The organism is Pseudoduganella rivuli (genome assembly GCF_009674485.1).
In the GTDB taxonomy this organism is placed as follows: Bacteria; Pseudomonadota; Gammaproteobacteria; order Burkholderiales; family Burkholderiaceae_D; genus Rugamonas; species Rugamonas rivuli_B.
Window position 1 is genome coordinate 1 of record NZ_WKJJ01000036.1, and the last position, 26,663, is coordinate 26,663.

Annotated in this window: 23 protein-coding genes; 4 read left to right on the top strand and 19 right to left on the bottom strand. The window is 62.7% G+C overall.

Annotated elements, in window-relative coordinates; all coding sequences use genetic code 11:
- The 7 genes from GJ700_RS33250 to queA all read right to left on the bottom strand — a co-directional run.
- The coding region (locus GJ700_RS33250; RefSeq protein WP_195764091.1) for an RHS repeat domain-containing protein at positions 1–1,877 on the bottom strand (1,877 nt) is incomplete at its 3' end.
- Between the two features lie 240 nt (positions 1,878–2,117).
- On the bottom strand, positions 2,118–2,810 hold the full coding sequence (locus tag GJ700_RS33255) for a helix-turn-helix transcriptional regulator (RefSeq protein WP_195764092.1): 693 nt from the start codon (positions 2,808–2,810) through the stop codon (positions 2,118–2,120).
- A 73-nt stretch (positions 2,811–2,883) separates the two neighbouring features.
- The gene (gene secF, locus GJ700_RS33260) at positions 2,884–3,912 is read right to left on the bottom strand and encodes a protein translocase subunit SecF (RefSeq protein ID WP_154382248.1); all 1,029 of its coding nucleotides are present in this window, start codon (positions 3,910–3,912) and stop codon (positions 2,884–2,886) included.
- Positions 3,913–3,926: 14 nt separating this feature from the next.
- Complete coding sequence (secD, locus tag GJ700_RS33265) at positions 3,927–5,801, bottom strand: protein translocase subunit SecD (RefSeq protein ID WP_154382250.1); 1,875 nt, start codon at positions 5,799–5,801, stop codon at positions 3,927–3,929.
- A gap of 65 nt (positions 5,802–5,866) precedes the next feature.
- Complete coding sequence (gene yajC, locus GJ700_RS33270) at positions 5,867–6,196, bottom strand: preprotein translocase subunit YajC (protein WP_371868243.1); 330 nt, start codon at positions 6,194–6,196, stop codon at positions 5,867–5,869.
- A gap of 163 nt (positions 6,197–6,359) precedes the next feature.
- A complete protein-coding gene (gene tgt / locus GJ700_RS33275) occupies positions 6,360–7,499 on the bottom strand; it encodes a tRNA guanosine(34) transglycosylase Tgt (protein ID WP_154382252.1) in 1,140 nt (379 codons plus the stop codon).
- Positions 7,500–7,514: 15 nt separating this feature from the next.
- Positions 7,515–8,555, bottom strand: a complete 1,041-nt coding sequence (gene queA, locus GJ700_RS33280) for a tRNA preQ1(34) S-adenosylmethionine ribosyltransferase-isomerase QueA (RefSeq protein ID WP_154382254.1) — start codon at positions 8,553–8,555, stop codon at positions 7,515–7,517.
- Between the two features lie 75 nt (positions 8,556–8,630).
- On the opposite strand from queA, the gene recG reads away from it, so the two are divergent.
- Positions 8,631–10,760 (top strand): ATP-dependent DNA helicase RecG, encoded by a 2,130-nt coding sequence (gene recG / locus GJ700_RS33285; protein WP_154382256.1) that lies wholly within the window; start codon positions 8,631–8,633, stop codon positions 10,758–10,760.
- 4 nt (positions 10,761–10,764) lie between these two features.
- On the opposite strand, the gene GJ700_RS33290 is transcribed toward recG, so the two are convergent.
- Positions 10,765–12,672, bottom strand: a complete 1,908-nt coding sequence (locus tag GJ700_RS33290; protein ID WP_154382258.1) for a TOL_0244 family TonB-dependent receptor — start codon at positions 12,670–12,672, stop codon at positions 10,765–10,767.
- Positions 12,673–12,768: 96 nt separating this feature from the next.
- Positions 12,769–13,347, bottom strand: coding sequence for an HD domain-containing protein (locus tag GJ700_RS33295; protein WP_154382260.1), 579 nt, complete (start codon positions 13,345–13,347; stop codon positions 12,769–12,771).
- A gap of 136 nt (positions 13,348–13,483) precedes the next feature.
- On the opposite strand from GJ700_RS33295, the gene GJ700_RS33300 reads away from it, so the two are divergent.
- Positions 13,484–14,173, top strand: coding sequence for a M23 family metallopeptidase (locus GJ700_RS33300; protein ID WP_195764093.1), 690 nt, complete (start codon positions 13,484–13,486; stop codon positions 14,171–14,173).
- Between the two features lie 187 nt (positions 14,174–14,360).
- Here the strand turns inward: GJ700_RS33300 and GJ700_RS33305 are convergent, their stop codons facing one another.
- The 8 genes from GJ700_RS33305 to GJ700_RS33340 form a co-directional block, all read right to left on the bottom strand.
- Positions 14,361–15,581, bottom strand: a complete 1,221-nt coding sequence (locus GJ700_RS33305; RefSeq protein ID WP_154382264.1) for an MFS transporter — start codon at positions 15,579–15,581, stop codon at positions 14,361–14,363.
- 11 nt (positions 15,582–15,592) lie between these two features.
- Positions 15,593–16,579, bottom strand: a complete 987-nt coding sequence (locus tag GJ700_RS33310; RefSeq protein WP_154382266.1) for a Gfo/Idh/MocA family protein — start codon at positions 16,577–16,579, stop codon at positions 15,593–15,595.
- Positions 16,580–17,386, bottom strand: a complete 807-nt coding sequence (locus tag GJ700_RS33315; RefSeq protein ID WP_371868244.1) for a DUF3025 domain-containing protein — start codon at positions 17,384–17,386, stop codon at positions 16,580–16,582.
- Positions 17,387–18,436 (bottom strand): dihydroorotase, encoded by a 1,050-nt coding sequence (pyrC, locus tag GJ700_RS33320; RefSeq protein ID WP_154382268.1) that lies wholly within the window; start codon positions 18,434–18,436, stop codon positions 17,387–17,389.
- A 157-nt stretch (positions 18,437–18,593) separates the two neighbouring features.
- Complete coding sequence (locus GJ700_RS33325) at positions 18,594–19,286, bottom strand: amino acid ABC transporter permease (protein ID WP_154382270.1); 693 nt, start codon at positions 19,284–19,286, stop codon at positions 18,594–18,596.
- Complete coding sequence (locus tag GJ700_RS33330) at positions 19,286–20,038, bottom strand: amino acid ABC transporter permease (RefSeq protein ID WP_154382272.1); 753 nt, start codon at positions 20,036–20,038, stop codon at positions 19,286–19,288. The genes GJ700_RS33325 and GJ700_RS33330 overlap by 1 nt, the downstream gene beginning before the upstream one ends.
- 21 nt (positions 20,039–20,059) lie before the next feature.
- Positions 20,060–21,007, bottom strand: coding sequence for an amino acid ABC transporter substrate-binding protein (locus GJ700_RS33335; RefSeq protein WP_154382274.1), 948 nt, complete (start codon positions 21,005–21,007; stop codon positions 20,060–20,062).
- Between the two features lie 31 nt (positions 21,008–21,038).
- A complete protein-coding gene (locus tag GJ700_RS33340) occupies positions 21,039–21,764 on the bottom strand; it encodes an amino acid ABC transporter ATP-binding protein (protein WP_154382276.1) in 726 nt (241 codons plus the stop codon).
- 193 nt (positions 21,765–21,957) lie between these two features.
- Here GJ700_RS33340 and GJ700_RS33345 point away from each other — a divergent pair, with 193 nt between their 5' ends.
- Together GJ700_RS33345 and GJ700_RS33350 are read left to right on the top strand one after the other, a co-directional pair.
- Positions 21,958–23,250 carry a dicarboxylate/amino acid:cation symporter gene (locus tag GJ700_RS33345; protein WP_154382278.1) on the top strand — a complete coding sequence of 431 codons (1,293 nt, stop codon included), beginning with the start codon at positions 21,958–21,960 and terminating at the stop codon, positions 23,248–23,250.
- A 122-nt stretch (positions 23,251–23,372) separates the two neighbouring features.
- Positions 23,373–24,542 (top strand): serine hydrolase domain-containing protein, encoded by a 1,170-nt coding sequence (locus GJ700_RS33350; protein ID WP_154382280.1) that lies wholly within the window; start codon positions 23,373–23,375, stop codon positions 24,540–24,542.
- A gap of 48 nt (positions 24,543–24,590) precedes the next feature.
- Here GJ700_RS33350 and GJ700_RS33355 read toward each other — a convergent pair whose 3' ends face one another.
- The gene (locus GJ700_RS33355) at positions 24,591–26,192 is read right to left on the bottom strand and encodes an alkaline phosphatase D family protein (RefSeq protein ID WP_154382282.1); all 1,602 of its coding nucleotides are present in this window, start codon (positions 26,190–26,192) and stop codon (positions 24,591–24,593) included.
- A gap of 19 nt (positions 26,193–26,211) precedes the next feature.
- Positions 26,212–26,646 (bottom strand): acyl-CoA thioesterase, encoded by a 435-nt coding sequence (locus GJ700_RS33360; protein WP_154382284.1) that lies wholly within the window; start codon positions 26,644–26,646, stop codon positions 26,212–26,214.
- Positions 26,647–26,663: the final 17 nt, after the last annotated feature.

The window sequence follows — 26,663 nt, forward strand, 5'->3', positions numbered from 1 at the left end:
TGGGCGTCATAGTTCGACAAGGTCGTCACGTGACCAAGCGCATTGGCCACGGTCGCCAGGTTGCCATTGGCGTCGTAGCTGTACGTCACGGTGTCGTCCGCATCGGTACGCGGCCCCCGCGCGGTCAGCACCTGGCCTGCGGCGTTGTACGTGTAGGTCCAGGTGCGGGCACTTCCCGTGGCAGTGGCATTGAAACCCTGTGCGCCGTTGGCGTCAGTGGTGGCTTGCATCGTCATGGTCAGCACATTGCCCGTGGCATCGTACGTGTAGGTCGTGATGCGGCGCGGCTCCGCCACCTTGAGCGGCAAGGCGTACGCCGCATGCCAGTTGGTGGTGGTGGTTCTGGCCGACGCCGTACCGAATCCGTCCACCCTGGTCAATTCCAGGTTGCGCACGAGGTCGAACGTGCGCAACGTGCGCACGCCATTGAAGTCGTAGGTCGACCGCAGGTTGCCATTGGCGTCAAACGATTCCTCCGTCCAGACTTTGGTGGTGCCAAAGGTCTGGCTGATGCCGGTCTGCACCTGGCGGTTGCGCACCGTGGAAAAACCGTAACCGCGTTGCGCACCAAGCGGATCGGTGACGGTGTTGCTGGTGTAATTAAAGGTGTACTTGTCGACATCGTTCGGATGGGACGTCGAGACCGGCCGGCCCTTGACGTCATACGCGTACGTGCCGTAGCGCACCACGTTGCCCGGGGTGATTTCGTCGGCAATGCCAGTGAGCAGAGTCCAGGATGCCGGCGCGCCGGCCACCAGCGCCGCTTCGTTATACAGGTATTGGCGGCGGCCTCCCCCGGGATACGTGACGGCGGCCAGGCCGTTCGGACCGTACTCGTATTGGTACAGATTGCCCGCCGGATCGGTCATGCCGACCAGGCGGCCCTGCCCGTTATAGGCCAGTTGCAGCGACTGGCCGAAGCTGTTGGCAACACCGGTCAACAGATAAGCCGGCGTGCCGCTGTCCATTGCCACCCAGCTGTAGGCCAACGCCAGCGTGCGGCCGTTGCGGTAGCGGATTTCCGCCAGGCGGCCATTGCCATCGTAGATTTCAGTATCGCCCGATGGCAGCTGCAAACTGAATTGTGTCAGTTCCGTCCCGTTGCGCGTGGCGCTCAGGCGTGCCTTGACATCGGCATCCGCCACCCAGGTGACACCGTTGTCGCTGGATGAGAAAAAGTAGCCATAGCCATCCGGATTGACAATGCTGGCGGTATAGGCACCCGCCGCTTCCGGCATGCCGCCCCAAGGACCTGACCAGCGGCCAGCGCCACCCGGATAAGCGGTCCACGTGTAGCTGGCAAGCTGATTGGGGTTGTATTGATACAGCAGCAGCTTCTTGGCATAGCCATGCCGCCAGCCGGCGTTCAACGCCCCCTGGTCGCCGACCAGTTTATTGGAGTAATAGCGCGTGAATTCCAGCCCTGTCGGCGCAACATAGTCCCGCTCGACCTGGATTTTTTCGCCGTTGGCGAATTTGACCGGGTTGCCCACGCAGTCGCATACCGGAGGCTTTTCGCCTGCGACATAGCATTTTTTGGCGGGGTCATAACTGCCGGGTGTCTCGGTGTCCGCACAGGCCGAAACGTGTTTCACGATGCCCATATACAGCGGTACCGTGCCATATTCCGGGTGGCTCGCTGTCTGATATACCTTGCAGTAAATACTGTTGTTATCAAGGTGATGCAGGCCCAGCGTGTCACGGCAGGCATAGTCCGCTGCCGCGGTCATATCGCCATGAATCACCGGCCCGATGGCCCACCAGCCGCTGACGGGCGGACGCCAATCGTTTTGCGCCAGCGCGCTGGAGCAGAGACAGATGCATAAGCCCGCCGCGTACAACACCCGTGAGAGTGCGAAGTAAATGAGGCGTGACATAAATTCCCGCGAAAATAATTCCGTACGGAAATTTATCATCCCTTACATCAATACATACTCTCGAATTCTCACCCCCCCGAACTTTTACAGATGGGCGACAACACGATGATCCGCAAAAAAAAAACCCCGCCGGGGAGCAGCGGGGTGAAGTCCAAAACTAGGGATGTCCTGAAAGAGACGAGTCCATCTTATGCCCGGGAGCCGGAGCATTCTGTGCGGTGCTTCACATTTCACTCACATTCACGCATCTTCGCGGATGCGGTTTTCCGCCCGCCAGACCTTGAGCAGCGCATGGCGCGGCGTCGGGTAGCGTTCCGCGATGGTGTCGGCGGCCTGGATGCGGTCGATACGGAAATGGCGCAGCGCTTCGCGCATTTCGCACCAGGCGGCCAGCAACCGCTTGCCTTCCATGTACGCCAGTGCAAACGGCCACACCACCCGTTCCGACACGCGGCCCCGTTCGTCGCTGTAACTGATGCGCATCTTGTGCTGGTGGCGGATGGCCAGCCGCGTGGGCGTAATGAACGTTTCGTCCGGCAGTTCATCCATGCCGATCGGCACCCACAGGCTGGTTTCCGCCATGCTGTCGCGCAAATCCTTAGGCGAGGCGGTGGCGATCTTGGCCAGTGCGCTGGCGGCGGCTTTCGCCAGTTCGCCGTCGCCCTGGCGCTTGACCCAGCGCGCACCCAGCACCAGCGCTTCCAGTTCATCGGCGCCAAACATCAGCGGCGGCAGGAAAAAGCCGGCGCGCAGCATGTAACCGATGCCGGCCTCCCCTTGCAGCGGCGCGCCCAGTTCCGCCAGCGTTTGCATGTCGCGGTAAATGGTGCGCTCGGACACGCCCAGCTGCTGCGCCAGCGCCGCCGCCGTCACCGGGCGGCGGTTGCCCCGCAGGGCATCCATCAACTGAAACAGGCGGCCGGCACGACTCATAAACTCTCCAGTAGGGGCGAAAAAAAACCGCCATGTTTGTGACATGGCGGTTTTCATTTTGACACAAACGCGCTTACACCACAGCGCCGTCGGTCTCGTCTTTTTCCTTGACAGGCTTGATCAGGTCTTCGCGCTTCACGCCCAGCCACATGGCCACGGCGGCCGCCACGAACACGGACGAGTAAATACCGAAGCAGATACCGATCGTCAGCGCCATCGCGAAGTAGTGCAGGGTCGGGCCGCCGAAGACCAGCATCGACAGCACCATCATCTGCGTGCAGCCGTGGGTGATGATGGTACGCGAGATGGTCGACGTGATCGCGTTGTCGATCACTTCATGCACGGACGCCTTGCGCTGCTTGCGGAAGTTTTCGCGGATCCGGTCGAAAATCACCACCGATTCATTGACCGAATAACCCAGCACGGCCAGCACGGCGGCCAGCACGGTCAGCGAGAATTCCCACTGGAAGAACGCGAAGAAGCCCAGGATGATGACCACGTCGTGCAGGTTGGCGATGATGGCCGACACGGCGTATTTCCACTCGAAACGTATCGCCAGGTAAATCATCACGCCGATCACCACCATCACCAGTGCGTTCAAGCCGTTTTGCGCCAGCTCTTCACCCACTTGCGGGCCGACGAATTCGACCTTGTGCAATTCCAGCGCTTCCTTGCCGGCGGCGTCCACGCAGGCGTCTTTCGCCACCTGCTCGCCCTTGGCGGTCGTCGTGTCGATACGCTTGATGCTGCCGTTATCGGCCTTGCACAGCGCTTCGAACACGCGGGCCGAGGCGCCGGCGGCATCCTTGCCGGCCGCGCCGGAAATCGGCAGGCGCAGCATCACGTCGCGCGCGGTGCCGAAGCTGGTGACTTCAGGATGTTCGTAACCGACGCCGGACACGGTACCCCGTATCTTTTCCAGGTCGGCCGCATGCTGGTACTGCACTTCCATCACGGTGCCGCCCGTGAATTCGATCGACAGGTGCAAGCCCTTGTGGAACAGGAAGAACACGGCCGCCACGAAGGTCAGCGCCGACACCGCGTTGAAGATCAACGCATGGCGCATGAACGGAATGTCTTTTTTAATGCGGAAAAATTCCATTTTTTACCCCTCGCTTATTTCGACTGGCCTGGAACCCAGACCGTGCCGATCGACACCGACTGCAGTTTCTTCTTGCGGCCGTACCACAGGTTGACCACGCCGCGCGATACGAATACGGCGGAGAACATCGACGTCAGGATGCCCAGGCAGTGCACCACGGCAAAGCCGCGCACCGGACCGGAACCAAACACGTACAGTGCAATACCGACGATCAGAGTGGTGACGTTGGAGTCGATAATCGTATCCCACGCATGTTTGAAACCGTCCGCAATCGCTGCCTGCGGCGAATTACCTTTACGCAACTCTTCACGGATACGCTCGTTGATCAGCACGTTGGCGTCAATCGCCATGCCCAGCGCCAGCGCGATCGCGGCGATACCCGGCAGGGTCAGCGTGGCTTGCATGCGCGACAGCAATGCCATCAGCAGCAACAGGTTGACGCCCAGCGCCAGCACGGAGAAGAAGCCGAACAGCATGTAGTAAGCAATCATGAAGATGGCAATGGCGGAGAAGCCATAAATCATCGACATCTTGCCCTTCTGGATGTTTTCAGCACCCAGCGCCGGGCCCACGGTGCGCTCTTCGATCACGGTCATCGGGGCATACAGTGCGCCGGAGCGCAGCAGCAGCGCCAGTTCCGCCGAGTTTTCAGCATTGCCCATGCCGGTGATCTGGAACGTGCTGCCCAGTTCACTCTGGATGGTGGCCACCGACAGCACTTCCGGCTTGCCTTTTTGCTCGTACAGCACGATGGCCATTTTCTTGCCCACGCGGTCGCGCGTGGCTTCACGCATCTTGCGGCCGCCGTCGCCGTTCAAGTCGATCGACACGGCAGGCTGCTGATTCTGGTCGAACGACGCGGTGGCGCGGGAGATATAGTCGCCGGACAGCACGATATCCTTGTACAGCACGACCGGCACGCCTTTGCCGACGGTGAACAGTTCGGAATTGAATGGCACGGCCGATTGCAGTTCCGTGCCTGGCACGATGGTCTCGTCGACCATGCGCACTTCCAGGGTAGCGGTACGGCCGATCAGGGCTTTCGCGCGGGCCACGTCCTGCACGCCTGGCAACTGCACGACGATACGGTCGGCGCCCTGCTGCTGGATGATCGGTTCAGCCACGCCCAGTTCGTTGACGCGCTTGGACAGGGTCGCGATATTCTGCTTCACGCCATTGTCCATGGCTTCTTTCAGCGCGGCCGGTTTCAGGCTCAGCACCAGTTTCAGGTCGGTGCCGTCGGCGCCCGGGGCGCCATCGGCGATGTTCAGATCCTGCTGTTCCGAGATGATGGCGCGCGCTTTCTTGCGGGTGTCTTCATCGCGGAATTTCACTTCCACGGTATTGCCCTTACGCTCGATACCGGCATGGCGGATGTTCTTGTCACGCAACGTGGAGCGGACCGACGTCTGGATGCCGACCACGCGCTTTTCCAGCGCCGCCTGCACGTCGACCTGCATCAGGAAGTGCACGCCACCGCGCAAGTCCAGGCCCAGGTACATCGGCAGCGCGCGGATTTTCTGCATCCACGCCGGCGTATTCGCGGTCAGGTTATTGGTGACGATGAAGGCCGGATCGTTGGGGTCCGCGTTCAGCGCGCGCTCCAGCGCCAGCTTGGCTTTGAACTGGGTGTCGGTATCAAGGAAGCGGGCGCGCACGGAGACGTGGCTGCCGGCGCCGTCCAGCGTGACGCCGTCCGTCTTGAGGTTTTCCTGCTTCAGCACTTGCTCGACTTTGGCGGTCAGGTCACTCGTGACTTTCACGGTGGACTTGCCGCTGGTGACCTGCAGTGCAGGCGACTCGCCGAAGTAGTTGGGCGCCGTGTACAGTGCGCCCAGCAACACCGTAATGGCAATGACAATATATTTCCAGACTGGATAGCGATTCATGGTTATCTGCGTTCGGGAAGAAGCTTAAACGGGCCTGGATGCTGGATCACAGGCCCGTCAGGGGATTACAGCGCTTTGAGCGTGCCTTTCGGCAGCAGCGTGGTGATCGATGCTTTTTGCACGACCATTTCGTTACCTGCGGACACTTCCAGGGTCACGTAGACGTCGCCCACTTTCGCGACCTTGCCCAGGATGCCGCCAGCAGTCACCACTTCATCGCCTTTGGCCAGCGCGTCCATCATGGCTTTCTGTTCCTTGGCGCGTTTTTGCTGTGGACGGATCATCAGGAAATACATGACCACGAACATCAGGATCAGCGGCAGGAAGCTGGTGAGATTGCCACCCAGGCCGAGCGGATCCGCGGCGGCTTGAGCGTAGGCGTTGGAAATGAACACAGTAAACTCCAGTGAGATTGTGAAAAAATTAGCGCTGTATTCTAGCACCCGTGACCGGGCGCAAAGACATCCGGTCGCATGTGGGGTTGATGAAATGTTTTACAAGGTGACAATTGCGCGACAACCGTCACCTTGGCGATGCCTGTAATGCGTTGGTGAGCGCTTACACGCCCCGGGCGCGATCCTTGTGGAATTCCAAGGTCCACGCGTGGAAACGGTCTTCGTCCAGCGCTTCCCGCATCTGGCGCATGATGTCCAGGTAGTAATGCAGGTTGTGGATGGTGTTCAACCGGGCGCCCAGGATTTCCTGCGTGCGATGCAGGTGGTGCAGGTACGCACGCGAGAAATTGCGGCACGTGTAGCATGCGCACGTCGCATCCAGCGGTTCCTTGTCTTCCTTGTAACGGGCATTCTTGATTTTCACGTCGCCAAAACGGGTGAAAATCCAGCCGTTACGGGCATTACGGGTCGGCATCACGCAATCGAACATGTCGACGCCGTTGGACACGCCGGCCACCAGGTCTTCCGGCGTACCGACGCCCATCAGGTAGTGCGGCTTGTTGGCCGGCAGGCGCGGGCCCACGTGCTCCAGCACGCGCATCATGTCTTCTTTCGGCTCGCCCACCGACAGGCCGCCGATCGCCAGGCCCGGGAAGTCGATTTCCTCCAGCTTGGCCAGCGATTCGTCGCGCAGGTTTTCAAACATGCCGCCCTGCACGATACCGAACAGCGCATTCGGGTTTTCGCCGCGCTGGAATTCATCCATCGAACGCTGCGCCCAGCGCAGCGACATGCGCATGGATTTCGCCGCCTCATCCAGCGTGGCGGGACGGTCGTTGATTTTATATGGCGTGCATTCGTCGAACTGCATGACGATGTCGGAATTCAGCACGCGCTGGATCTGCATCGAGATTTCCGGCGACAGGAACAATTTATCGCCATTGATCGGCGACTGGAAATGCACGCCCTCTTCGGTAATCTTGCGCATGTCGCCCAGCGAAAACACCTGGAAGCCGCCCGAATCCGTCAGGATCGGCTTGTCCCAGCCCATGAAGCCGTGCAGGCCGCCAAACTTCGACATGATGTCGTTGCCTGGACGCAGCCACAGGTGGAACGTATTGCCCAGGATGATCTGCGCGCCGATTTCCTTCAATTCCAGCGGCGACATGGCCTTCACGGAACCGTAGGTGCCCACCGGCATGAAAATCGGCGTTTGCACTTCGCCGTGGTTGAGTTTGACCGTGCCGCGGCGCGCCTTGGTCAGACCGCTGGTATCGGTCTTGATCAGTTTAAATTCCAGCATGTATCTCTTTCGTGTTTATGCGGCGCGCGATTGCGTCGTCAGCAGCATCGCATCGCCATAGCTGAAGAAGCGGTATTCGCTGGCGATCGCATGGGCATAGGCCTTGCGGATCTCGTCGAAACCGGCGAAGGCGGACACCAGCATCAGCAGGGTCGACTTCGGCAAGTGGAAGTTGGTGATCAGCCGTGTCACCGTCTTGAATTGATAACCGGGCGTGATGAACAGTGCCGTATCGGCACTGCCCGCCTCCAGCTGGCCCGTTTGCGACGCGGATTCCAGTGCGCGCAGACTGGTCGTGCCCACGGCCACCACGTCGCGTCCCGCCGCCTTGGCGGCGCGCACGGCGTCCACGGTTTCCTGCGGCATCGTGTACCACTCGGTATGCATCTTGTGCTCGGACAGGTTTTCCGTCCGCACCGGCTGGAACGTGCCGGCGCCCACGTGCAAGGTCACGTAAGCAAAGTTGACACCCTTGTCCTTGAGTTTTTTCAGCAGCGCGTCATCGAAGTGCAGGCCGGCCGTCGGTGCGGCCACGGCGCCCGGCACCTTGTTGAACACGGTCTGGTAGCGGGTTTCATCGAATTCGTCCGCCGTGTGTTCGATATACGGCGGCAATGGCAGGCGGCCATAGGTTTCGATCAGGTCGAACACGTCGCCTGCTACGCTCGTATCGAAGTGCAACGTGAAGAATTCACCGGCGCGCTCGCCCACCGTCACGTCGAACGCATCGGCCAGGCGCAATTTCGTGCCCGGCAGCGGCGAGCGGGACGCGCGCACCTGGGCCAGCACCGTGCGGGTGTCCAGCACGCGCTCGACCAGCGCTTCCACCTTGCCGCCGCTTTCCTTGGCGCCAAAGAAACGGGCTTTCAGCACGCGGGTGTTGTTCATCACCAGCAAGTCGCCGGGTTGCAGCAAATCCAGGATGTCGGTGAACTGGCGGTCGTGCAGATCGGCGCCATCCACGTGCAGCAGGCGCGAAGCACTGCGATCCGGCAGGGGAAATTGCGCTATCCGCTCTGGCGGCAAGTTAAAATCGAAGTCTGATAAGGAATACATGAAAACGCGTGTATAAAACTGTGGGGCAACCCTCTATTGTACACCAGCCAGTGAAACACCCGGAATTACCGCCCGATGCCGCCACCTTCAACCGCCGCCCTGACTGAAACCCCGGAATTGCCAGCCAAACCGGCACGCAAGGCAGCCAAGCCCGCCGCCAAAGCCCCCGCCAAGAAAGCCGTCTCGCTGGAAGCCAAGCTGGCCCGGCTGGGCTTGCGCACGGACATGGACCTGGTGCTGCACTTGCCGATGCGCTACGAAGACGAGACACAGGTCATCACCATCCAGGAAGCGTGCCTGCATGGCGGCGAAACGTCGCAGGTGGAAGGCATCGTGACGAAAAACGAAATCACCTTCAAGCCGCGGCGCCAGTTGCTGGTGCATATTTCGGACGGCACCGGGGATTTGCAGCTGCGCTTCATGAATTTCTATGGCAGCCAGGTCAAGCAACTGGCCGAGGGCACGCGGGTACGGGCCCGGGGCGAACTGAAACACGGCTTTTTTGGCGCGGAAATGGTGCATCCGCACTACAAGATCGTCAATGCGGGCGCCCCGCTGCCGACCTCGCTGACGCCCGTGTACCCGGCCGGCGAAGGCTTGCCGCAGCACGTGATGCGCAAGGCCATTGCCGACGCCATGAAGCGGGTGGACTGGACGGATACCTTGCCGCCCCGCTTACTGGAACGGTTGGAACTCGACAATTTCGAACCGTCCGTGCGCCTGCTGCACCATCCGCCGCAAGACGTCGATACCTACACCTTGCTGGACCGTTCGCACCCCGCGTGGACCCGCATGAAATTCGACGAATTGCTGGCGCAACAACTGTCACTGAAGCGGGCGCAGAAGGCGCGCCGCGCCAAGGGTTCGCCGCCGCTGTCGGTGGTGGGCGACTTGTCGGCCCAGTTCCAGCAAGCGCTGCCGTTTAAATTAACGGGGGCGCAGCAGCGCGTGCTCGATGAAATCCGCGCCGACATCGGCCAGCCCTACCCGATGCAGCGCCTGCTGCAAGGCGACGTGGGCGCCGGCAAGACCGTGGTGGCGGCACTGGCGGCGGCGCAAGCCATCGACAGCGGCTACCAGGCCGCGCTGATGGCGCCGACGGAAATCCTGGCGGACCAGCATTTCCGCAAGATCGCCGCGTGGATGGAACCGCTGGGCGTCAAGGTGGCGTGGCTGACGGGCAGCCTGACGAAAAAGAACAAGGCTGCCGCCACCGAACTGGTGGAGACGGGCGAGGCGCGCCTCGTGATCGGCACCCATGCGATCATCCAGGACACCGTGCAATTCGCCAACCTGGGCCTCGTGATCGTCGATGAACAGCACCGCTTCGGCGTGGGCCAGCGCCTCACGCTGCGCAACAAGGGCAATGAAAACGCCGTGCCGCACCAGTTGATGATGTCGGCCACGCCGATTCCCCGCACCCTGGCCATGACGTATTATGCCGACCTGGAAGTGTCCGTCATCGATGAGTTGCCGCCAGGCCGCAGTCCCATCGTCACGCGCGCCATCGACCAGAACCGGCGCGACGAAGTCATCGAACGGGTGCACGCGGCCGCGCAGGAAGGGCGGCAAGTGTACTGGGTCTGTCCGCTGATCGAGGAATCCGAAGCACTGCAATTGCAGACCGCCACGGAAACCCACGCGCTGCTGGCCGAAGCCCTGCCCGACCTGCACGTCGGGCTGGTACACGGCAAATTGAAGCCGGCGGAAAAACAGGCTGTAATGGATGCGTTTGCCGCCAACGACATGCAAGTGCTGGTGGCCACCACCGTGATCGAAGTGGGCGTCGACGTGCCGAATGCGTCGCTGATGGTGATCGAACATGCGGAGCGTTTCGGCCTGTCGCAGCTGCACCAGTTGCGCGGCCGCGTGGGACGGGGATCGGCGGCGTCCGTGTGCCTGCTGCTATATCAAAGCCCGCTGGGCGGCGTCGCCAAGCAGCGCCTGATGACGATGCGGGAAACCACCGACGGGTTTGAAATCGCACGGCGCGACCTGGAAATCCGGGGCCCGGGCGAATTCCTCGGTTCGCGCCAGTCCGGCCAGGCCATGCTGCGCTTCGCCGACCTGGAAACCGATACCTGGCTGGTGGACCGCGCACGCGACGTGGCCAGTGCGCTGCTGAAGGATGAGAAATACCTGCCCGTGGTCGAAGGCCACCTGGAGCGGTGGCTGGGCGGGCGGGAAGAATTCCTGAAAGTCTGACTAATTACTGCTGATACGTCAGCCGCACGCCCACCATGCGGGGCAGTTCCGCGCGGTATAGCACAGGGCCGTATTCGGCATGGGCGCCATTGAGATTCTGGCCCACCAGCGCCAGTTCCCACTGCGGGTTGATGCGCCATCCCAGCCGGGCATCGACTGCCGTATAGGCCGGCACGGGCTGGGTCTGGGTGCGCAGCCGGCCGATCCTGCGCACGGCGATATCGAGTTCAATGTCTTCCGCCAGCGTATGGCTGGAGCGCAGTTGCAACTGGTGGTGGGGATCGCGCCCCGCCGCCGCGGCCGACACCGTATCGTTGCTGCCCGGCTTGACCCACAGCCGTTCGCTCAATCCGGTCGCGCCGCCCGTCAGGCGCCAGGCAGGCGTCAATTGCACACTGGCCCACGCTTCAAACCCGGTGGCCTTGCCTTCCATATTGCTGGCAAACGTCACGAACCTGCGCGACGGCGCCAGTTCCTGCGTGCGCAAGTCGTCATAACGGTGCTGGAACAGCGTAATGGCGGCGGACACGCCGGCATACGGCTGGCCCCGGTAGCCGATTTCATACACGCGCGCCACTTCCGCCTTGACCGCATTGCCGCCATTGAGCACGAACGGCGCCTTGCCAGGGACGAACGTATCGACGTCGAGCCGGCTCGGCGCCCGCACCGTGCGCGACGCGCCGCCCCACAGCAGGGTGTTGTCGGCCGCCATCCACGCCAGCCGCATGCTGGGCAGGAATTCCGTGCCGGTATACGGATTGCGTTCGACGCGCGCCCCTGCCGTCAGGCGCAGGCCCGGTTGCAGCGTCCATTCATCCTGCGCAAACACGCTGGCCCAGCTCTGCGACACGTTGGCCGGCAGGAAGGCGATCGTGGCGCTGTTGACGGTGCGGTCGCGGTCGACCCGGTAATTGACGCCCCAGGTGGGCTGGTGCGCGGCCAACAGGCCGGATCCGGCGGGCAGCGTATGCAGCAACTGCAAGTCCAGGATGTCCAGCCGCTGGATGTAGGTCGGCGGCACCGTCCGTTCGGTATGGTCAACATACGCTTGCAGCGACAGCGCGCCGCCATCGTCAAGCTGGCGGGTCCAGTTTGCCGTCAGGTTGGCGCCGGCCGAATCGATGTCGCCCAGCACCAGCGTGACGCCCGAGACGGCAATCGAACCCGGCTTGGGCTGGCCGCTGCGGCCGTCATAGACATTGCCGTTGACGGTCAGGCGATCGTTGCCCATGGCGATATCGCCGCGGAAACCCGCCTGGTTATGGCGCCGATAGTCGCTGATGGCGACCCCGGCAGCGGTTTCCGTCGCTTGCTGGTGCACGGTGCGGGCATAGGCGCGCCAATCCCCGGCGCCATAACGCACGGCGACGCTGCGGTTCCGGTTGCCGCCGTTGGCAACGGCCAGCAAGCCCGTGGCCTGCTGCCGCGTAATAATGTTGACCACCGCATTGATGGCATTCACGCCCCACAGCACGCCGCCAGGCCCGCTGATGACTTCGATGCGCTCGATATCTTCCAGCAGCGTATCCTGCACATCCCACAGCACACCGGAATAGAACGGCGTATACGTGGAGCGTCCGTCGATCATGACCAGCAACTTGTTGGGCGTGGTGTTTTGCGTGCCGTTCATGCCACGCGCCGTGATCGCATAGGTGAAATTGTTGGTACGCGCCACTTGCAGGTTGGGCGCCAGCCGCAATATTTCCGGCAACGAATCGGCGCCTGAGCGGCGGATATCTTCGGCAGTGATGACATACACCGAGGCGGCTGCCTGGGACAGCGCCTCCCCTCTGCGCGACACCGACGTGATCCGAATCTGTGTCAATTCCTCGATCGACAAGTCGACAAAATTGGTTTCAGCTGCTGCGGTTCCGGCAAGCAGAAGCGGCAGTGCGGCGAGTGTTGTGCGCATCGCGGTCCGTATTCGTGAGGATCTCCCATTATGCAACACCGCACTTGCGACACAAGTACGCCGATGCAAATTTACTAATACTGTCCCGGACAATTCCTAGTGACGCTCCATCGCCTGCTTGTACAGGCTGCGCAGCGGCGTGGCGAAGACGTGCTGCAGGATGGGCATGAATTCAACAATCGGCAGCGTGTCATAGCGGCCATCGAATGCCGGGTTGTCATAGCACTCGCAGAATTCCGCCGTGCGTTCATAGCACGGATGGTTTCTCAGTTGGTCGCGCATGTCGCGATCCATGCCGAGGTGGTGGAAGAAATAATGGCCTTGGAAAATACCGTGATGCTTCACCATCCACAGGTTTTCATCCGATACGAACGGTTGCAGCATGGCAGCCGCGATATCCGGGTGGTTGAACGTACCCAGCGTGTCGCCAATGTCGTGCAGCAGCGCGCACGCCACATATTCATCGTCGCGCCCGTCGCGCAGCGCCCGGGTGCCTGTTTGCAGCGAATGCGTGTAGCGGTCGACGGGAAAGCCGCCGAAATCCCCTTTCAGCAACGCCAGGTGGGCGGCGATCCGTTCCGGCAAGCCTTGGGCGAAATGCATGAATTCGCCTGCAATGTTCAGCCAATCTTCCTGTGTACTCTGGTCCAGGCTGGTAAACGCTGCTGTTTTCATGATTGCCTCCCTTTGGCATCCGATTAGCCATTGTGCGCCCGAGCGGCCCGTAAGCCAACATTAAAAAACAGCAATGTTGCAACTGAGCATTAAATTTCCTTGCGCGATCGCCGACCCTGTGCGAAACTCGTCCGCTATGCCAAAAATTGCCCAACTTACGCTCGTTCTGTTGCTGGCCGCCAGTCTGCCGGTGCACGCCTCCGGTACGCCGGAGCCTTCCGACACGCCGGCGTCGCGCTGGAGCTTGCCGCTCGATGGCGGCAAAGTCAGCAGTTTCTTTGGCGCACTGCGCGGCAAACGCGCCCACGGCGGCGTCGATTTCTCCACGCCGACCGGCACGCCCATCAAGGCCACCGATGGCGGCACGGTGGTGGCATCCACCAACCGCTTCGAAGGCGACAAGAAATACGGCGAAGTGGTGGTGATCGAACATCCGAACGGTTTGCGTTCGCTGTATGCGCACTTGAAGGAACGCCTGGTCCGCGTGGGCGACATGGTGTCGGCCGGCGAACTGATCGGCCACTCCGGCATGACGGGCCGCTCGACCGGCCCGCACCTGCACCTGGAAGCCTTCAAGGATGGCAAGCGCATCGACCCGCAAAACCTGCTGGAAGAGCCGCTGGAAGACAATGCACTGCGCCAGGCCCTGAATGCCAAGCGCGCCGGCGAAGCCGATGCCGTATATTCGGCGCCGCGCTTTGAAACCAAGGCCGGCAAGCACGGCAAGCATGCCCGCCATGGCGGCGGCAAAGCGGCAACGGCCAAAGCGCCGGTCAAGGCCAAAGCCGTCGCCGGCAAATCCTCCAAGCGTACCAAACACGGTTAAATTCGTAGGGCGGTTTTGCCGCAGGCAAAGCCGCCATGCATGCATCCCGATACCTCACGCGCCGCCGCTCCTTACAAGCACAGCGCGATACGGTTCCCCCAATCCACCATGAAATCCGGCCGCAGATAGGCGGCGAAGGCCAGCGCCATCACCGCGATGGCCAGCGTCCATGCCAGCCACGGTTTCATCATGCGGCTTTCAATGCGCCGCCGCGCACCAGGGGACGCTCATCGACGGGCAAATTGGCCAGCCCCGCAAACACGCCCAGCGCAATCGCAATGCCCCACACCACGTCGTAATTGCCTTGCAGCGCAAACAGGTAGCCCCCCAGCCAAACGCCGAGGAAGCTGCCGATCTGGTGCGAGAAGAACACCACGCCGGCCAGCATCGACATGTGCCGCACGCCGAACACGCCGGCAATGATGCCGTTGGTCAGCGGCACGGTGGACAGCCACAGGAAGCCCATGGCGGCGGCAAACAGGTACACGGAGACCGGCGACAGCGGCGCCAGCAGGAACATCACGATGGCGACCGAGCGCAGCGAATAAATTCCCGACAGCAGGTAGCGCTTCGGCACTTTGCCGCCCCATTTACCGGCCAGGAACGAGCCAAAGATGTTGAACAGGCCGATCAGCGCCAGCGCCAGCACGGCGACTTTCGGATCGGCGATGCCCTTGTCCTTCAGGTAGGCCGGCAAGTGCACACCGATGAACACCACCTGGAACCCGCACACGAAGTACCCCGCCACCAGCAGCAGGAACGAGCGGTTGCCCAGCGCCTCGCCCAATGCTTCGGCGATGCTCTGGCGCGGGCCGTCCGCATGGGCGACGGCCGGTTCGCGCAGCCAGAACGAGGCGGGAACCATGGCCAGCACCAGCACGCCGGCCAGCAGGTAAAACGCCTGTTGCCAGCCCAGCGAGGAAATCAGGAATTGCTCGACCGGCATCATCAGGAACTGGCCAAACGAACTGGCCGCGCCGGAAATGCCGAAGGCCCACGAGCGCCGCTCCACCGGCGCCACGCGACCAATGATGCCGCTGACGGCGCCGAACGCCGTGCACGCCAGCCCCAGGCCGATGAACACGCCGGAACCCGCCACGAACAGCATCGGTTGCGTGACGAACGCCATCCACAGCAAGCCCGCCATGTACGCCAGCGCGCCCACCAGCACCACGCGCATGGTGCCGTAACGGTCGGCCGCCATGCCGGCGATCGGGCCGAACGCGCCCCACATCAGGTTTTGCACGGCCAGCGCCAGCGAATACGTTTCGCGGGTCCAGCCATTGGCCTGTGAAATCGGCTGCATCCAGAAACCGAAGCCATGGCGCACGCCCATCGCCAGGGTCAGCACGACGCCGCTGGCCAGCAGCACGGATTTCAGCGACGGTACGCGGTCCGAAGTAAACATGGGCGCCTCCGTCATGCGTCGGCCGCGTAGCGCACGCCGACTTGTTCGCGCATCGTGTCCAGCCACCCCATCAGCGCCACGGTTTCCGCCAGCGGCATGACGGGGCTTTCCAGCAACCCTTCGCGCAGGCAGCGGTTCACTTCCAGCGCTTCATGCGCATAGCCGTTGCCGATGCGGGGCGCGGACAATTCGCGCTTGCTGCCATCGTTCAGGCCCAGGGTCAGCGACTCGGTCGCATAGAAGCGCGTATTCAGGCGCAAGAAGCCCTTGCTGCCGGAAATCGTCAATTCGTTCGGCGTATGCGCACGCAGGCTGCTGCCGCACGACGACAGCGCGCCGCTTTCATGGCGCAGCACGAACGACGCCTGCATGTCGACCCCGGTGGCGGTCAGTTCGCCGACGGCTTTTACGTCCGCCACCGGCCCCAGGAAATAGGCGGCCAGCGACAGCGGATAAATGCCCAGGTCCAGTAGCGAGCCGCCGCCGAGCTCCGGGTTGAACAGCCTGTGCTCCGGGTCCAACACCGCGGCAAAGCCGAAGTCCGCCGTCAGGCTGCCGGGAATGCCGATCGCACCGCTGTCCAGCAAGCGCTTTGCTTCCAGGATGGCGGGCAGGAAGCGGCTCCACATGGCTTCCATGACGAACAGTTTTTTCTCTTGCGCCAGTGCGGCAATGTGCTCGGCCTCGCGGCGGGTCAACGTGAATGCTTTTTCCACCAGCAGCGCCTTGCCGCCGTTCAGGCACATCAGCGCGTTTTCATGGTGCATCGGATGCGGTGTGGCGATATACACCACGTCGACCTCCGGATCGTCCGCCAGTGCCTGGTAACTGCCATGGCAGCGCGCCACGCCGAATTCGGCGCCGAACCTGGCGGCGCTGGCCGCCGTGCGCGATGCGACCGCTACCAGTTCAGCCCCGGGCGTGTCGCGCAAACCGTGTGCCATGGCCTTAGCTATTTTGCCCGTGCCCAGGATGCCCCAGCGGATGATTTTTTCCATTTATCGTTCCTTCGGTTGCGGCGTACGCTTGGGCCGGAACACCGCCGCATCGCCATAAAATGCTTCGTCCTGTTGCGGCCACCAGTCCGGCACGCCCAGCATGGGCAGCGGCGTGAAGCAACCTTTATGCAAGCCTTCGGCAGCCAGTTCCCGCGCCACCTTGTCGTCCACCCATGCGCGCCGGCCGGCGCCATCCAGCGCGAAATAACCATCGTCGGCCAGCACCACGCGCGTGTGGGCGGTGATCGCCTTGTAGGGCGCCACCAGCTTTTCCATCAGCGCATGGCCGAACAGCCAGACTTGCGCATCGCGCCCGAACAAATCCCGCAACCCGACGAACGCCGTATGCCAGTCATGGCCGCGCAGCGCCTGCACCAGCGCCCTGCCCGGCTCATCGTCCCGCACCACCAGCAGCGCCGCATTCTCGTCGAACAGCGTGGCGGCATCGCGCGCGGGACCGCGCGATTTGCCGACGCCATCCTGCGCGATCTGCGCCGCCTGCAAGGCATTCAATTGCTGCTTGATGCGGGGGAAGCTGAGCCAGACCAGCGCGTTGAAAAAATCATGCAGGTTTTCACGCGTCGGGACGTTGCCGGTGGCGCCAATGAATTCCTCATAGGCGACGCCGTCCGGCAACGCGCTTTGCGGCACGAATTGCAACGGCAAGCCTTGATGATTGCACAATTCGCGCGACGCTGCTTGCGCGCTGAAGGAAGGAATAATACTGGCGCCATCGAGGTCGACGGCGCCGGCCGCGTCCCGTACCGAGTCGTACCAGGGACGCTGCCAGTCAATGCTGGAAAACACTCAAACCATCTTCCAGTGGATGGTTTCGCCCGCGTTCAGCGGCACCACTTCCTGGTCGCCCAGCGGCAAGGTGGCCGGCAAGGTCCATGCTTCGCGTTTCAGCGTGATGGTGTCCTGGTTCGGTTCCACGCCGTAGAACGCCGGGCCGTTCAGGCTGGAGAAGGCTTCCAGCTTGTCCAGCGCGCCGGCGCGCTCGAACGCTTCCGCATACAGTTCCATCGCGTGCAGCGCGGTGTAGCAGCCGGCGCAGCCGCAGGCGGCTTCCTTGGCGCCCTGTGCGTGCGGCGCGGAGTCGGTGCCCAGGAAGAAGCGCTCGTCGCCGCTGGTGGCGGCCGTGACCAGCGCCAGGCGGTGTTCTTCGCGCTTCAGGATCGGCAGGCAGTAGTAGTGCGGACGGATGCCACCCTTGAAGATTTCATTGCGGTTGTACAGCAGGTGGTGCGCCGTGATGGTGGCGGCAATCGGGCCTTCCGCTTCGGCCACGTATTCGGCGGCGTGACGGGTGGTGATGTGTTCGAACACGACCTTCAGTTCCGGGAAACTCTTGCGCAGCGGGCGCATCACGCGTTCGATGAACACGGCTTCGCGGTCGAACACGTCGACTTCCGGATCCGTGACTTCGCCGTGCACCAGCAGCGGCAAGTCCAGTTCCTGCATGACTTCCAGCGTCTTGTGGCAATTGGCGATGTCGGTCACGCCGGCATCGGAATTGGTGGTGGCGCCGGCCGGGTACAGTTTGACGCCGTACACGAAACCGCTGTCGACGGCGCGGCGGATTTCATCGGGCGGCGTATTGTTGGTCAGGTACAAGGTCATCAGTGGCTCGAACGCCATGCCCTGCGGCAGCGCGGCCAGGATGCGGCCACGGTACGCTTCGGCGGCAGCCACCGTGGTGACGGGCGGCTTCAGGTTCGGCATGACGATGGCGCGGCCGAACTGGCGGGCGCTGTGCGGCAGGACGCTGGCCAGGGTGGCGCCGTCGCGCAGGTGCAAATGCCAGTCGTCTGGACGGATGAGGGTGATGCTGTCGGGAGTTTCAATGTGGGACATGGCGGCTGCTCGCGGTGTGTCTGAAGTAGAAATCAGGGAAAGAATCCCGCCATTTTACCGCGTGCAGCCTGGCCGGGCAGCCGTTGGCGCCACGGGCACTCTTTCCATATAGAAACTTGCGCCTGAATGCCTGCCGCCAGCCTGCCCAGCCGCGCACTCAGCGGATGATGGCCACCCGCCGCTGCAGCCGCCGCACCAGCCACGATAGCGCGCTGCACAGGACGAAATACACCAGCGCCACGAACAAATACATTTCCACCAGCCGCCCGTCGCGCTGCGCCACCTTGCTGGCCAGCCCGACGAAATCCGGCGCCGACAGCACATAGACCAGCGACACATCCTGGAACAGCACGATGGTTTGTGTCAGCAATACCGGCAACATGTTGCGGAATGCCTGCGGCAGCACGACGTTGCCCATCACTTGCCAGTAATGCATGCCCAGCGCCTGCGCGGCCAGCAACTGGCCACGGGGAATCGCCTGTATGCCGCCCCGCATGATTTCGCAGTAATACGCGGCCTGGAACAGGATGAAGGTCACCAGCGCGGACCAGAACGCCCCGACTTTGACGGGTTCGGCAGCGCCGATCAGCCACGCGCCGATATACGGCACCAGGAAGTAAAACCAGAAAATCACCAGCAGCAGCGGCACGGCCCGCATCAGATTCACGTACCCCGCCGCCAGCCACGCCAATGGCGCCCAGGACGACAACCGCGCCAACGCCAGCAAGGTTCCCAGCACCACGCCGCCCAGCATCGACAGCACGGTCAGCTTCAGGGTGAACACCATGCCGACCTGGAACAGGTAGACCCACGAGCGGGCGATGACGTCGAAGTCGAATTGGGAAAACATCAGCGCATGCCCTCCGCCAGGGTGCCGGGCAGCGCAAGGCGCCGCTCCAGCCACTGCATGCCCATGACCACGATGATGTTCAGCGCGACATAGATGACGGTGGCGGCGGTGAACGCTTCAAACGTCTGGAACGAGAATTCCTGGATCGCGTTGGCGCTGTTCATCAATTCCACCAGCCCGATGGTCAGCGCCACCGCGCTGTTCTTGATGATGTTCAGCCCTTCGCTGGCCAGTGGCGGCATGATGACGCGCAGCGCCAGCGGCAGCAGCACGTAGCGGTACGCCTGCGGCCGCGACAGGCCCACCGCCAGCGCCGCCAGCAATTGCCCGCCAGCCAGCGACTCGATGCCCGCCGTGACTTGCACCGCCACCCGCGCCGACGTATAAAAACCCAGCGACACCACGGCCGCCACGAACGGCAAATTCGGCAATACCTTGACCCACGCACCGGCCGACGAAGGCAGCAATTCCGGCGCGACGAAGTACCACAGGAACATTTGCACCAGCAGCGGGATGTTGCGGAACACTTCGATATACGCATTGCCCGCCAGGCGCAGCCAGCGGCCGATGGGCGCCGACTGCGGCAAGGTGCGCAATGTCCCTACCAGCACGCCGACCACCAGCGCAATCACCCAGCCACAGCCTGCGGCGGCCAGCGTCCACTGCAAGCCATCGATCAGCGTTTCGCCATAGGTGCGCACACCGTCCGGCGATTCTTCCCAGAAGATGCGCCAGTTCCAGTGGTAATTCATGGGCGCGTTACCATGGGCGCATTACTTCGCCTTCTTTTTCGCAGCCGCCTGCTGCGCCGGCGGCACCGCCGCATAGGCGGCAGGGTCGGGCGAATCGGTGGGTTTGGCCAGCACCGCTTTCAATTGCGGCGGCATGGGGAAGTTCAGGTTGATGCCCTTGGGCGGAATCGGGCTCTGGAACCACTTGGCATAGACTTTCGGGTAATCGTCGCTCTGGTAAAAGCGCGTCAACGTGGCGTCGGCCAGTTTCTTGAATTCCGGGTCGTCGCGCCGCAGCATGATGCCGTATGGTTCCACCGACAGCGCTTCCTGCGCGATCGCGTAATCGGCGGGATTTTTCGATGCGGCCACCTGGGCCGCCAGCAGGATATCGTCATTGGCTTCCGCCACGGCCCGCCCCGTTTCCAGCATCAGGAACGATTCCGGGTGGTCCTTGCCGATCAGGATCGTCATGCCCAATCCCATTTCATTATTCAGGATCGTCATTTGCTTGAGGGTCGTGGTGCCGGCCGTCGCCACCAGCGTCTTGCCTTTCATGTCCGCCAGCGAGCGGATATTCGACGCTTTCCTGGCCAGCAGCTTGTTGGCCACCACGAACATGGTCGGTGCAAACGCCACCTGCTTTTGCCGCTCCGCGTTATTGGTGGCGGAACCGCATTCCAGGTCGATGGTGCCGTTCGCCATCAGGGGGATGCGGTTGGCCGGCGTCACGGGCTGCATGACCACTTTCACGTCCGTCATGCCCAGCTGCTTTTGCGCGGCCGTGACGATTTTCATGCACAGGTCGACCGAATACCCCAGGTATTGCTGCTTGTCGTCCAGGTAGGAGAAAGGTACCGATCCGTCGCGCACGCCCAGCGTGATGGTGCCGGTGCGCTTGATCTTGGCAAGGGTGCCGGTGGGTTCCTGGGATGATGCCGTGGCGGACACGGCCAGCAAGAGTAGTACGGACAGCCTTTTCAATGCCATGACGCCTCCCTGTGATGCTGTGGTAAATACCCTAATGAATAATACGCGCCAAAAAGTCCTTCGCACGCTCGGAACGGGGCGCGCCGAAAAATTCATCCTTGCCGCAATCCTCGAGGATGCGGCCCTTGTCCATGAAGACCACGCGGTTGGCCACCTTGCGGGCAAAGCCCATTTCGTGTGTGACCACCATCATGGTCATGCCTTCCTGCGCCAGCCCCACCATCACGTCCAGCACTTCATTGATCATTTCAGGGTCCAGCGCGGACGTCGGTTCGTCAAACAGCATGGCGATCGGGTCCATCGACAGCGCCCGGGCAATCGCCACCCGCTGCTGCTGGCCGCCGGACAGCTGGTTCGGGTATTTATCCTGCTGCCCCAGCAAACCGACCCGGTCCAGGTAGCGCAAGCCCCGCTCGACGGCTTCGTCGCGGCTGCGCTTCAACACCTTGATTTGCCCCAGGGTCAGGTTATCGCACACGGATAAATGGGGAAACAGTTCGAAATTCTGGAACACCATGCCGATCCGGGCGCGCAACGCCGGCAAATCCGTGCCTTTGGCGCCCACGGACGTGCCGTCAACGATAATTTCGCCCTGCTGGAACGGCTCCAGCCCGTTGACGGTCTTGATCAGCGTCGACTTGCCAGAACCGGATGGACCGCAAATCACCATGACATCGCCCCGCGCCACGCTGGTGCTGCACTCCGTGAGCACCTGGAAATGGCCATACCACTTGCTGAGGTTCTTGATGTCTATCATATTTTCCCGTTGAAATCAGCGTTTTATATTCGGCGGTACAAACTGTTTTCCGCACGACACACAGTTGCTTGACATGCATCAAGGCCGCAACGATACTCCCGACTTCCCTGCTTACAGATTCATCAATTCTAAAGGTATTGGCTGTCTGCCCTGCAAAACAGTGTTGCTGGACAGTACCACAGGAAACACCCATATGAAAATCGACAACAGTGCGTCCTCCAGCGCCAAACCATCTTCCCGCAGCAATCTGACGACCTACATCCTGGTCAGCCTCGTGCTGGGCATCGCGGTCGGCTATGCAGCCAACGCCAACATGGCCAAGCCGGCCGAGTTCGCCGACTACATGTCGCTGCTGACGACGATTTTCCTGCGGCTGATCAAAATGATCATCGCGCCGCTGGTCTTTTCCACCCTGGTGGTCGGCATTGCGCGCATGGGCGACGCCAAGGAAGTGGGCCGTATCGGCCTGAAAACCCTGGGCTGGTTCTTTGTCGCGTCGGTCATGTCGCTGACCCTGGGCCTGATCATGGTGAACCTGTTCCGTCCGGGCGATGCGCTGGTCGGCCACCTGCCGGCCGCCGCCGCCACCGGCATTGCCGCCACCAGCCTGTCGCTGAAAGAATTCATCACCCACTTGGTGCCGGCTTCCATCATCGACGGCATGGCCAAGAATGAAATCCTGCAAATCGTCGTGTTCTCGCTGTTCTTCGGCACCGCCGCCGCCGCGGTCGGCAAGAAAGCGGAACCGCTGGTGGATGCCATCGACGGCCTGGCCCACATCATGCTGAAAGTGACGGGCTACGTGATGCAATTCGCACCGGTGGCCGTGTTTGCCGCCGTGGCCGGCACCATCGCCAAGAGCGGCCTGGGCGTGCTGGGCACCTATGGCATGTTCATGGGCGAGTTCTACCTGAGCATTGCGATCCTGTGGGGCTTGCTGATCTTTGCCGGCCTGTTGTTCCTGGGCAAGCGCATCTTTGCGCTGATGGCGGAATTGCGCGGCCCGGCACTGCTGGCCTTCTCCACCGCATCGAGCGAAGCGGCCTACCCGAAAACGCTGGAAGGCCTGGAGCGTTTCGGCGTGCGCAACCGCATCGCCTCGTTCGTGCTGCCGATCGGCTATTCGTTCAACCTGGACGGCTCGATGATGTATTGCACGTTCGCCACCGTGTTCATTGCACAGGCGTATGGCATTGAAATGTCGCTGGGCACGCAAATGACCATGATGGCCGTGCTGATGCTGACGTCCAAAGGCATTGCCGGCGTGCCGCGCGCCTCGCTGGTGGTGATCGCCGCCACCCTCGGCCAGTTCAACATCCCGGAAGCAGGCTTGCTGCTGTTGCTGGGCATCGACCACTTCCTCGACATGGCGCGCTCCGCCACCAACGTGATCGGCAACGGCGTGGCCGCCGCCGTGGTCGCGAAGTGGGAAGGCGAGCTGGTCGAACCACTGCAACGCGAACTGTCGGATTCGCCGCTGCCGTAACAGGCGGGGCACCAACGGAGGCTTCCCACAAGGAAGCCTCTTTTTTTTGGCGTACGGTTTGTCAAGAAGGAAAGCATGACTTTCCCGGGAATGAACCGGCGCTGTTACCCAGGAGGAGACAGATGGACCGTAGGAGTATGTTGGGCTTGTTCGCCACATCGTTTGCCGCGTCATACATGGCGCCCAAGGCATTGGCGGCAGCCGGTAATTGGGAAGACGATTTTTCCCGCTTCATGATCGATGGCTTGCGCAAGACCGGTACCGCCGGCGTCAGCGTGGCCACCGTGCGCAATGGCCGTACCCAGTTCGTGCGGGGCTTCGGCCTGGCCGACGTGCAGGCGCGCACTCCCGTCACCCCGGACACGGCATTCCACATCGCGTCCGTCAGCAAGGTCGTCACCGGCACCGCCATGATGATGTTGCACGAACAGGGCGCGTTCCGCCTGGATGACCCGATCGCCCCGTACCTGGATTTCGCCGTCGTGCACCCGGCCTTCCCGGACACCCCGATCACGTTCCGCCACCTGCTGAGCCACACGTCCGGCATTGCCGACACCGTGTACAACGACCGCAATGGCGATTTCGCCGCCGGCGGCGACCCGGCCCTGCAATTGCGCGACTTCCTGGCCGGCTACCTGTCGCCCAACGGCCGCTGGTATGCGCAAGCCGGTTCGTTCAACGACGCCAGGCCGGGCAGCACGTGGGCGTATTCGAATGTCGGCATCGCGCTGCTGGGCTACCTGGCCGGGCGCGTCAATGCGGAGCGCCAGGGCCTGGACGTGCTGACGCAAAAACGCCTGTTTTCCCCGCTGGGCATGCGCAACACGGGCTGGAGTCTGGCCGCCATGGGCAAGGCGCCGCTGGCGCAACCCTATGCGCGCCAGGAGCGCGGCCTGAAGGCGCTGGCGCCGGCGGGTGCGCCAAGCTGGCCGGCCGGCCTGCTGCGTTCCTCGGCGCGCGACTTCGCCCGCATCCTGGAAATCTTCAGCGGCGAAGGCGCCGTCGATGGCCGCCGCTACCTGCAGCAAGGCACGCTGGCGACATTCCTGTCACCGCAACCGGTGGCGGTGGACCAGAACGTGCAGCAGGCGCTGATCTGGACCCTGCGCGAGCAGAACGGCCACTTGGCCATGCATTATGGCGGCGACGTGGGGGCCGATTCCGTGGCGGCGCTGGACGTGAACAAGCGCGTGGGAGCGCTGATGTTCAGCAATGTGACGGGCAATGACGAGTTCCGGGTCTTCCAGAAGGAAGCCATGGAACGCTTGCTGGAGCGGGCGCGCACGGCGTAAGGGTTTTGCCATGCATGCGCCAAGGTGGCGCATGCATGGCGTTGATATTCACGCCAGTCCCGGCGTCCCATCCTTCACCGAAAACTGCGCGATCGTGGCGATCCCGCTCCCCGTATCCCGCGCATCATCGAGCGCCCGGAAATCCACCACGCACCGCTCCGGCCGCACATCGAGCAGCATGAAGCCGCGCTTGTCGCTGCGGCCATACTTCAGCTGCGCATTCATGTCGACATATTGCTGGGTACGGGCCTGCGGGCGCGATGTCGACGTGACGGACGTGCCGCAGAATTCCGTCGCCACCATCGGATTGCCCCTGCTGGCCGGGCGCAATGGATCGGGCCGCAATTCCGCCGCATAAAACGTATGCACGTCGCCGGACAGCACCAGCGGGTTGGCGGCGCCGCTTGCCAGCAAGGTGTCGTACAGCCGCTGCCGCGCGGCAGGATAACCATCCCAGCCATCGGTCCAGTAGCGCCCGTCGCGGCTGTTGCCCTGCAGCGCCAGCGGCAACTGGCTGCATTGCGCCATCAGGGTTTGCTGCGCCAGGATATTCCAGCGCGCAGTGGAGGTTTTCAATCCCTGTTCGAGCCACTGTTCCTGTTCGCCGCCCAGCATGGTGCGGCGCGGATCGAGCAAGGCGCCGCAATCGCGGGGCCGCACGGACGACGAACCGCCCCGCCCCGGCGTGCATGCCTGCACCGCGCGGTACTGGCGGTTATCGAGCACGTGGAAACGGGCCAGCCGCCCCCAGTCATAGCGCTGGTGCATGCGCATCATGCCGTTCTGGATGCCCGGCGCGGGCAGGCGCAGCGGCTGGTGTTCGTAATAAGCCTGGTAAGCGGCGGCGCGCCGCGCGGCAAAATTCACATCGAGCCGCTCGTCGCGCAAGCCCGCGTAATCGTTCGCCACTTCATGGTCGTCCCATGCGAGGATCCACGGCGCCGCATGGTGCGCCGCCTGCAAATCCGCATCGCTCTTGTATTGCGCATAGCGGGCGCGGTATTCGGCCAGCGTGAAGCTTTCGTCGGAGCGCACCGCATGGGCCGGATGGCGCAGCTGGTACGGCCCCCACTCGTAAATGTAATCGCCGACGAACGCCACCAGGTCCGGCGCCGCGGCCGCGATATGGCGGTGCGCCGCATAGCTGCCGAATTCCCAGTGCTGGCACGACGCCACGGCCAGTTTCAGCACAGCAGGCAGGTCTTGCGGGGCGGGCGCCGTGCGTGTGCGGCCGACGGCGCTGACGGCGCCGCCCAGCATGAAGCGGTACCAGTACCAGCGCGCGGGCGCCAGCCCCCGCACGTCGACGTGCACGCTGTGCGCCAGTTCCGGCAACGCGGTGGCGGCGCCTTGCGCGACGATGGTGCGGAAACCGTCGTCCGCCGCCATTTCCCAGCGCACGGGCAGCGCCACTTGCGGCGTCGCCTGCGCATTCAGCGGGTCATGCACGATGCGGGTCCAGATGACGACGGCATCCGGCAGTGGCGAACCGGAGGCGACGCCCAGCGCAAACGGGTAGGCGCCGTTATTCGCGCTGTGATTGGCGCTGCGGGCCGGCGGCGATGTCATGCCGGCGGCAGCGAGGCCGGCCAGCGCGGAGACGCGCGCCGCCGCCAGCAGCAGTGCGCGGCGGCCGCCGTCAGCGGCCATGATCGGCGGCCATGGCGGATTACTGGAACGTTTCCAGCGGCGGCACCTGGCGCGGCTTGCGGTCCGGACCGGTGGCAACGTACGTCAGCGTGGCTTCCGTGACTTTCACGATGGACGCCTGCAGGCGGTTGCGCTCCGCATACACTTCGACGTTGACCGTGATCGACGTATTGCCGACCTTGACGATATCCGCATAGAACGACAGCAAGTCGCCGATGAACACGGGGTTCTTGAACACGAACGAATTCACGGCCACGGTGGCCACGCGGCCATTGGCGCGGCGGGTGGCGGGCAGCGAACCGGCAATGTCGACCTGGGCCATGATCCAGCCGCCAAACACGTCGCCATACACGTTGGCGTCGGCCGGCGCAGGCATCACGCGCAATTCCGGCATTTTTCCTGGAGGCAGGCCGCGGCGTTCCGCGGAGGTATCGGGCGTTTCTGGCGTGGTCATGGGATTTTTCTCACAAG

Coding starts and splice junctions, on each gene's coding strand:
- GJ700_RS33255 (WP_195764092.1), bottom strand. CDS start 2,810: ATGAGTCGTGCCGGCCGCCTGTTTCAGTTGATGGATGCCCTGCGGGGC.
- secF (WP_154382248.1), bottom strand. CDS start 3,912: ATGGAATTTTTCCGCATTAAAAAAGACATTCCGTTCATGCGCCATGCG.
- secD (WP_154382250.1), bottom strand. CDS start 5,801: ATGAATCGCTATCCAGTCTGGAAATATATTGTCATTGCCATTACGGTG.
- tgt (WP_154382252.1), bottom strand. CDS start 7,499: ATGCTGGAATTTAAACTGATCAAGACCGATACCAGCGGTCTGACCAAG.
- queA (WP_154382254.1), bottom strand. CDS start 8,555: ATGTATTCCTTATCAGACTTCGATTTTAACTTGCCGCCAGAGCGGATA.
- recG (WP_154382256.1), top strand. CDS start 8,631: ATGCCGCCACCTTCAACCGCCGCCCTGACTGAAACCCCGGAATTGCCA.
- GJ700_RS33290 (WP_154382258.1), bottom strand. CDS start 12,672: ATGCGCACAACACTCGCCGCACTGCCGCTTCTGCTTGCCGGAACCGCA.
- GJ700_RS33295 (WP_154382260.1), bottom strand. CDS start 13,347: ATGAAAACAGCAGCGTTTACCAGCCTGGACCAGAGTACACAGGAAGAT.
- GJ700_RS33300 (WP_195764093.1), top strand. CDS start 13,484: ATGCCAAAAATTGCCCAACTTACGCTCGTTCTGTTGCTGGCCGCCAGT.
- GJ700_RS33305 (WP_154382264.1), bottom strand. CDS start 15,581: ATGTTTACTTCGGACCGCGTACCGTCGCTGAAATCCGTGCTGCTGGCC.
- GJ700_RS33310 (WP_154382266.1), bottom strand. CDS start 16,579: ATGGAAAAAATCATCCGCTGGGGCATCCTGGGCACGGGCAAAATAGCT.
- pyrC (WP_154382268.1), bottom strand. CDS start 18,436: ATGTCCCACATTGAAACTCCCGACAGCATCACCCTCATCCGTCCAGAC.
- GJ700_RS33325 (WP_154382270.1), bottom strand. CDS start 19,286: ATGTTTTCCCAATTCGACTTCGACGTCATCGCCCGCTCGTGGGTCTAC.
- GJ700_RS33330 (WP_154382272.1), bottom strand. CDS start 20,038: ATGAATTACCACTGGAACTGGCGCATCTTCTGGGAAGAATCGCCGGAC.
- GJ700_RS33335 (WP_154382274.1), bottom strand. CDS start 21,007: ATGGCATTGAAAAGGCTGTCCGTACTACTCTTGCTGGCCGTGTCCGCC.
- GJ700_RS33340 (WP_154382276.1), bottom strand. CDS start 21,764: ATGATAGACATCAAGAACCTCAGCAAGTGGTATGGCCATTTCCAGGTG.
- GJ700_RS33345 (WP_154382278.1), top strand. CDS start 21,958: ATGAAAATCGACAACAGTGCGTCCTCCAGCGCCAAACCATCTTCCCGC.
- GJ700_RS33350 (WP_154382280.1), top strand. CDS start 23,373: ATGGACCGTAGGAGTATGTTGGGCTTGTTCGCCACATCGTTTGCCGCG.
- GJ700_RS33355 (WP_154382282.1), bottom strand. CDS start 26,192: ATGGCCGCTGACGGCGGCCGCCGCGCACTGCTGCTGGCGGCGGCGCGC.
- GJ700_RS33360 (WP_154382284.1), bottom strand. CDS start 26,646: ATGACCACGCCAGAAACGCCCGATACCTCCGCGGAACGCCGCGGCCTG.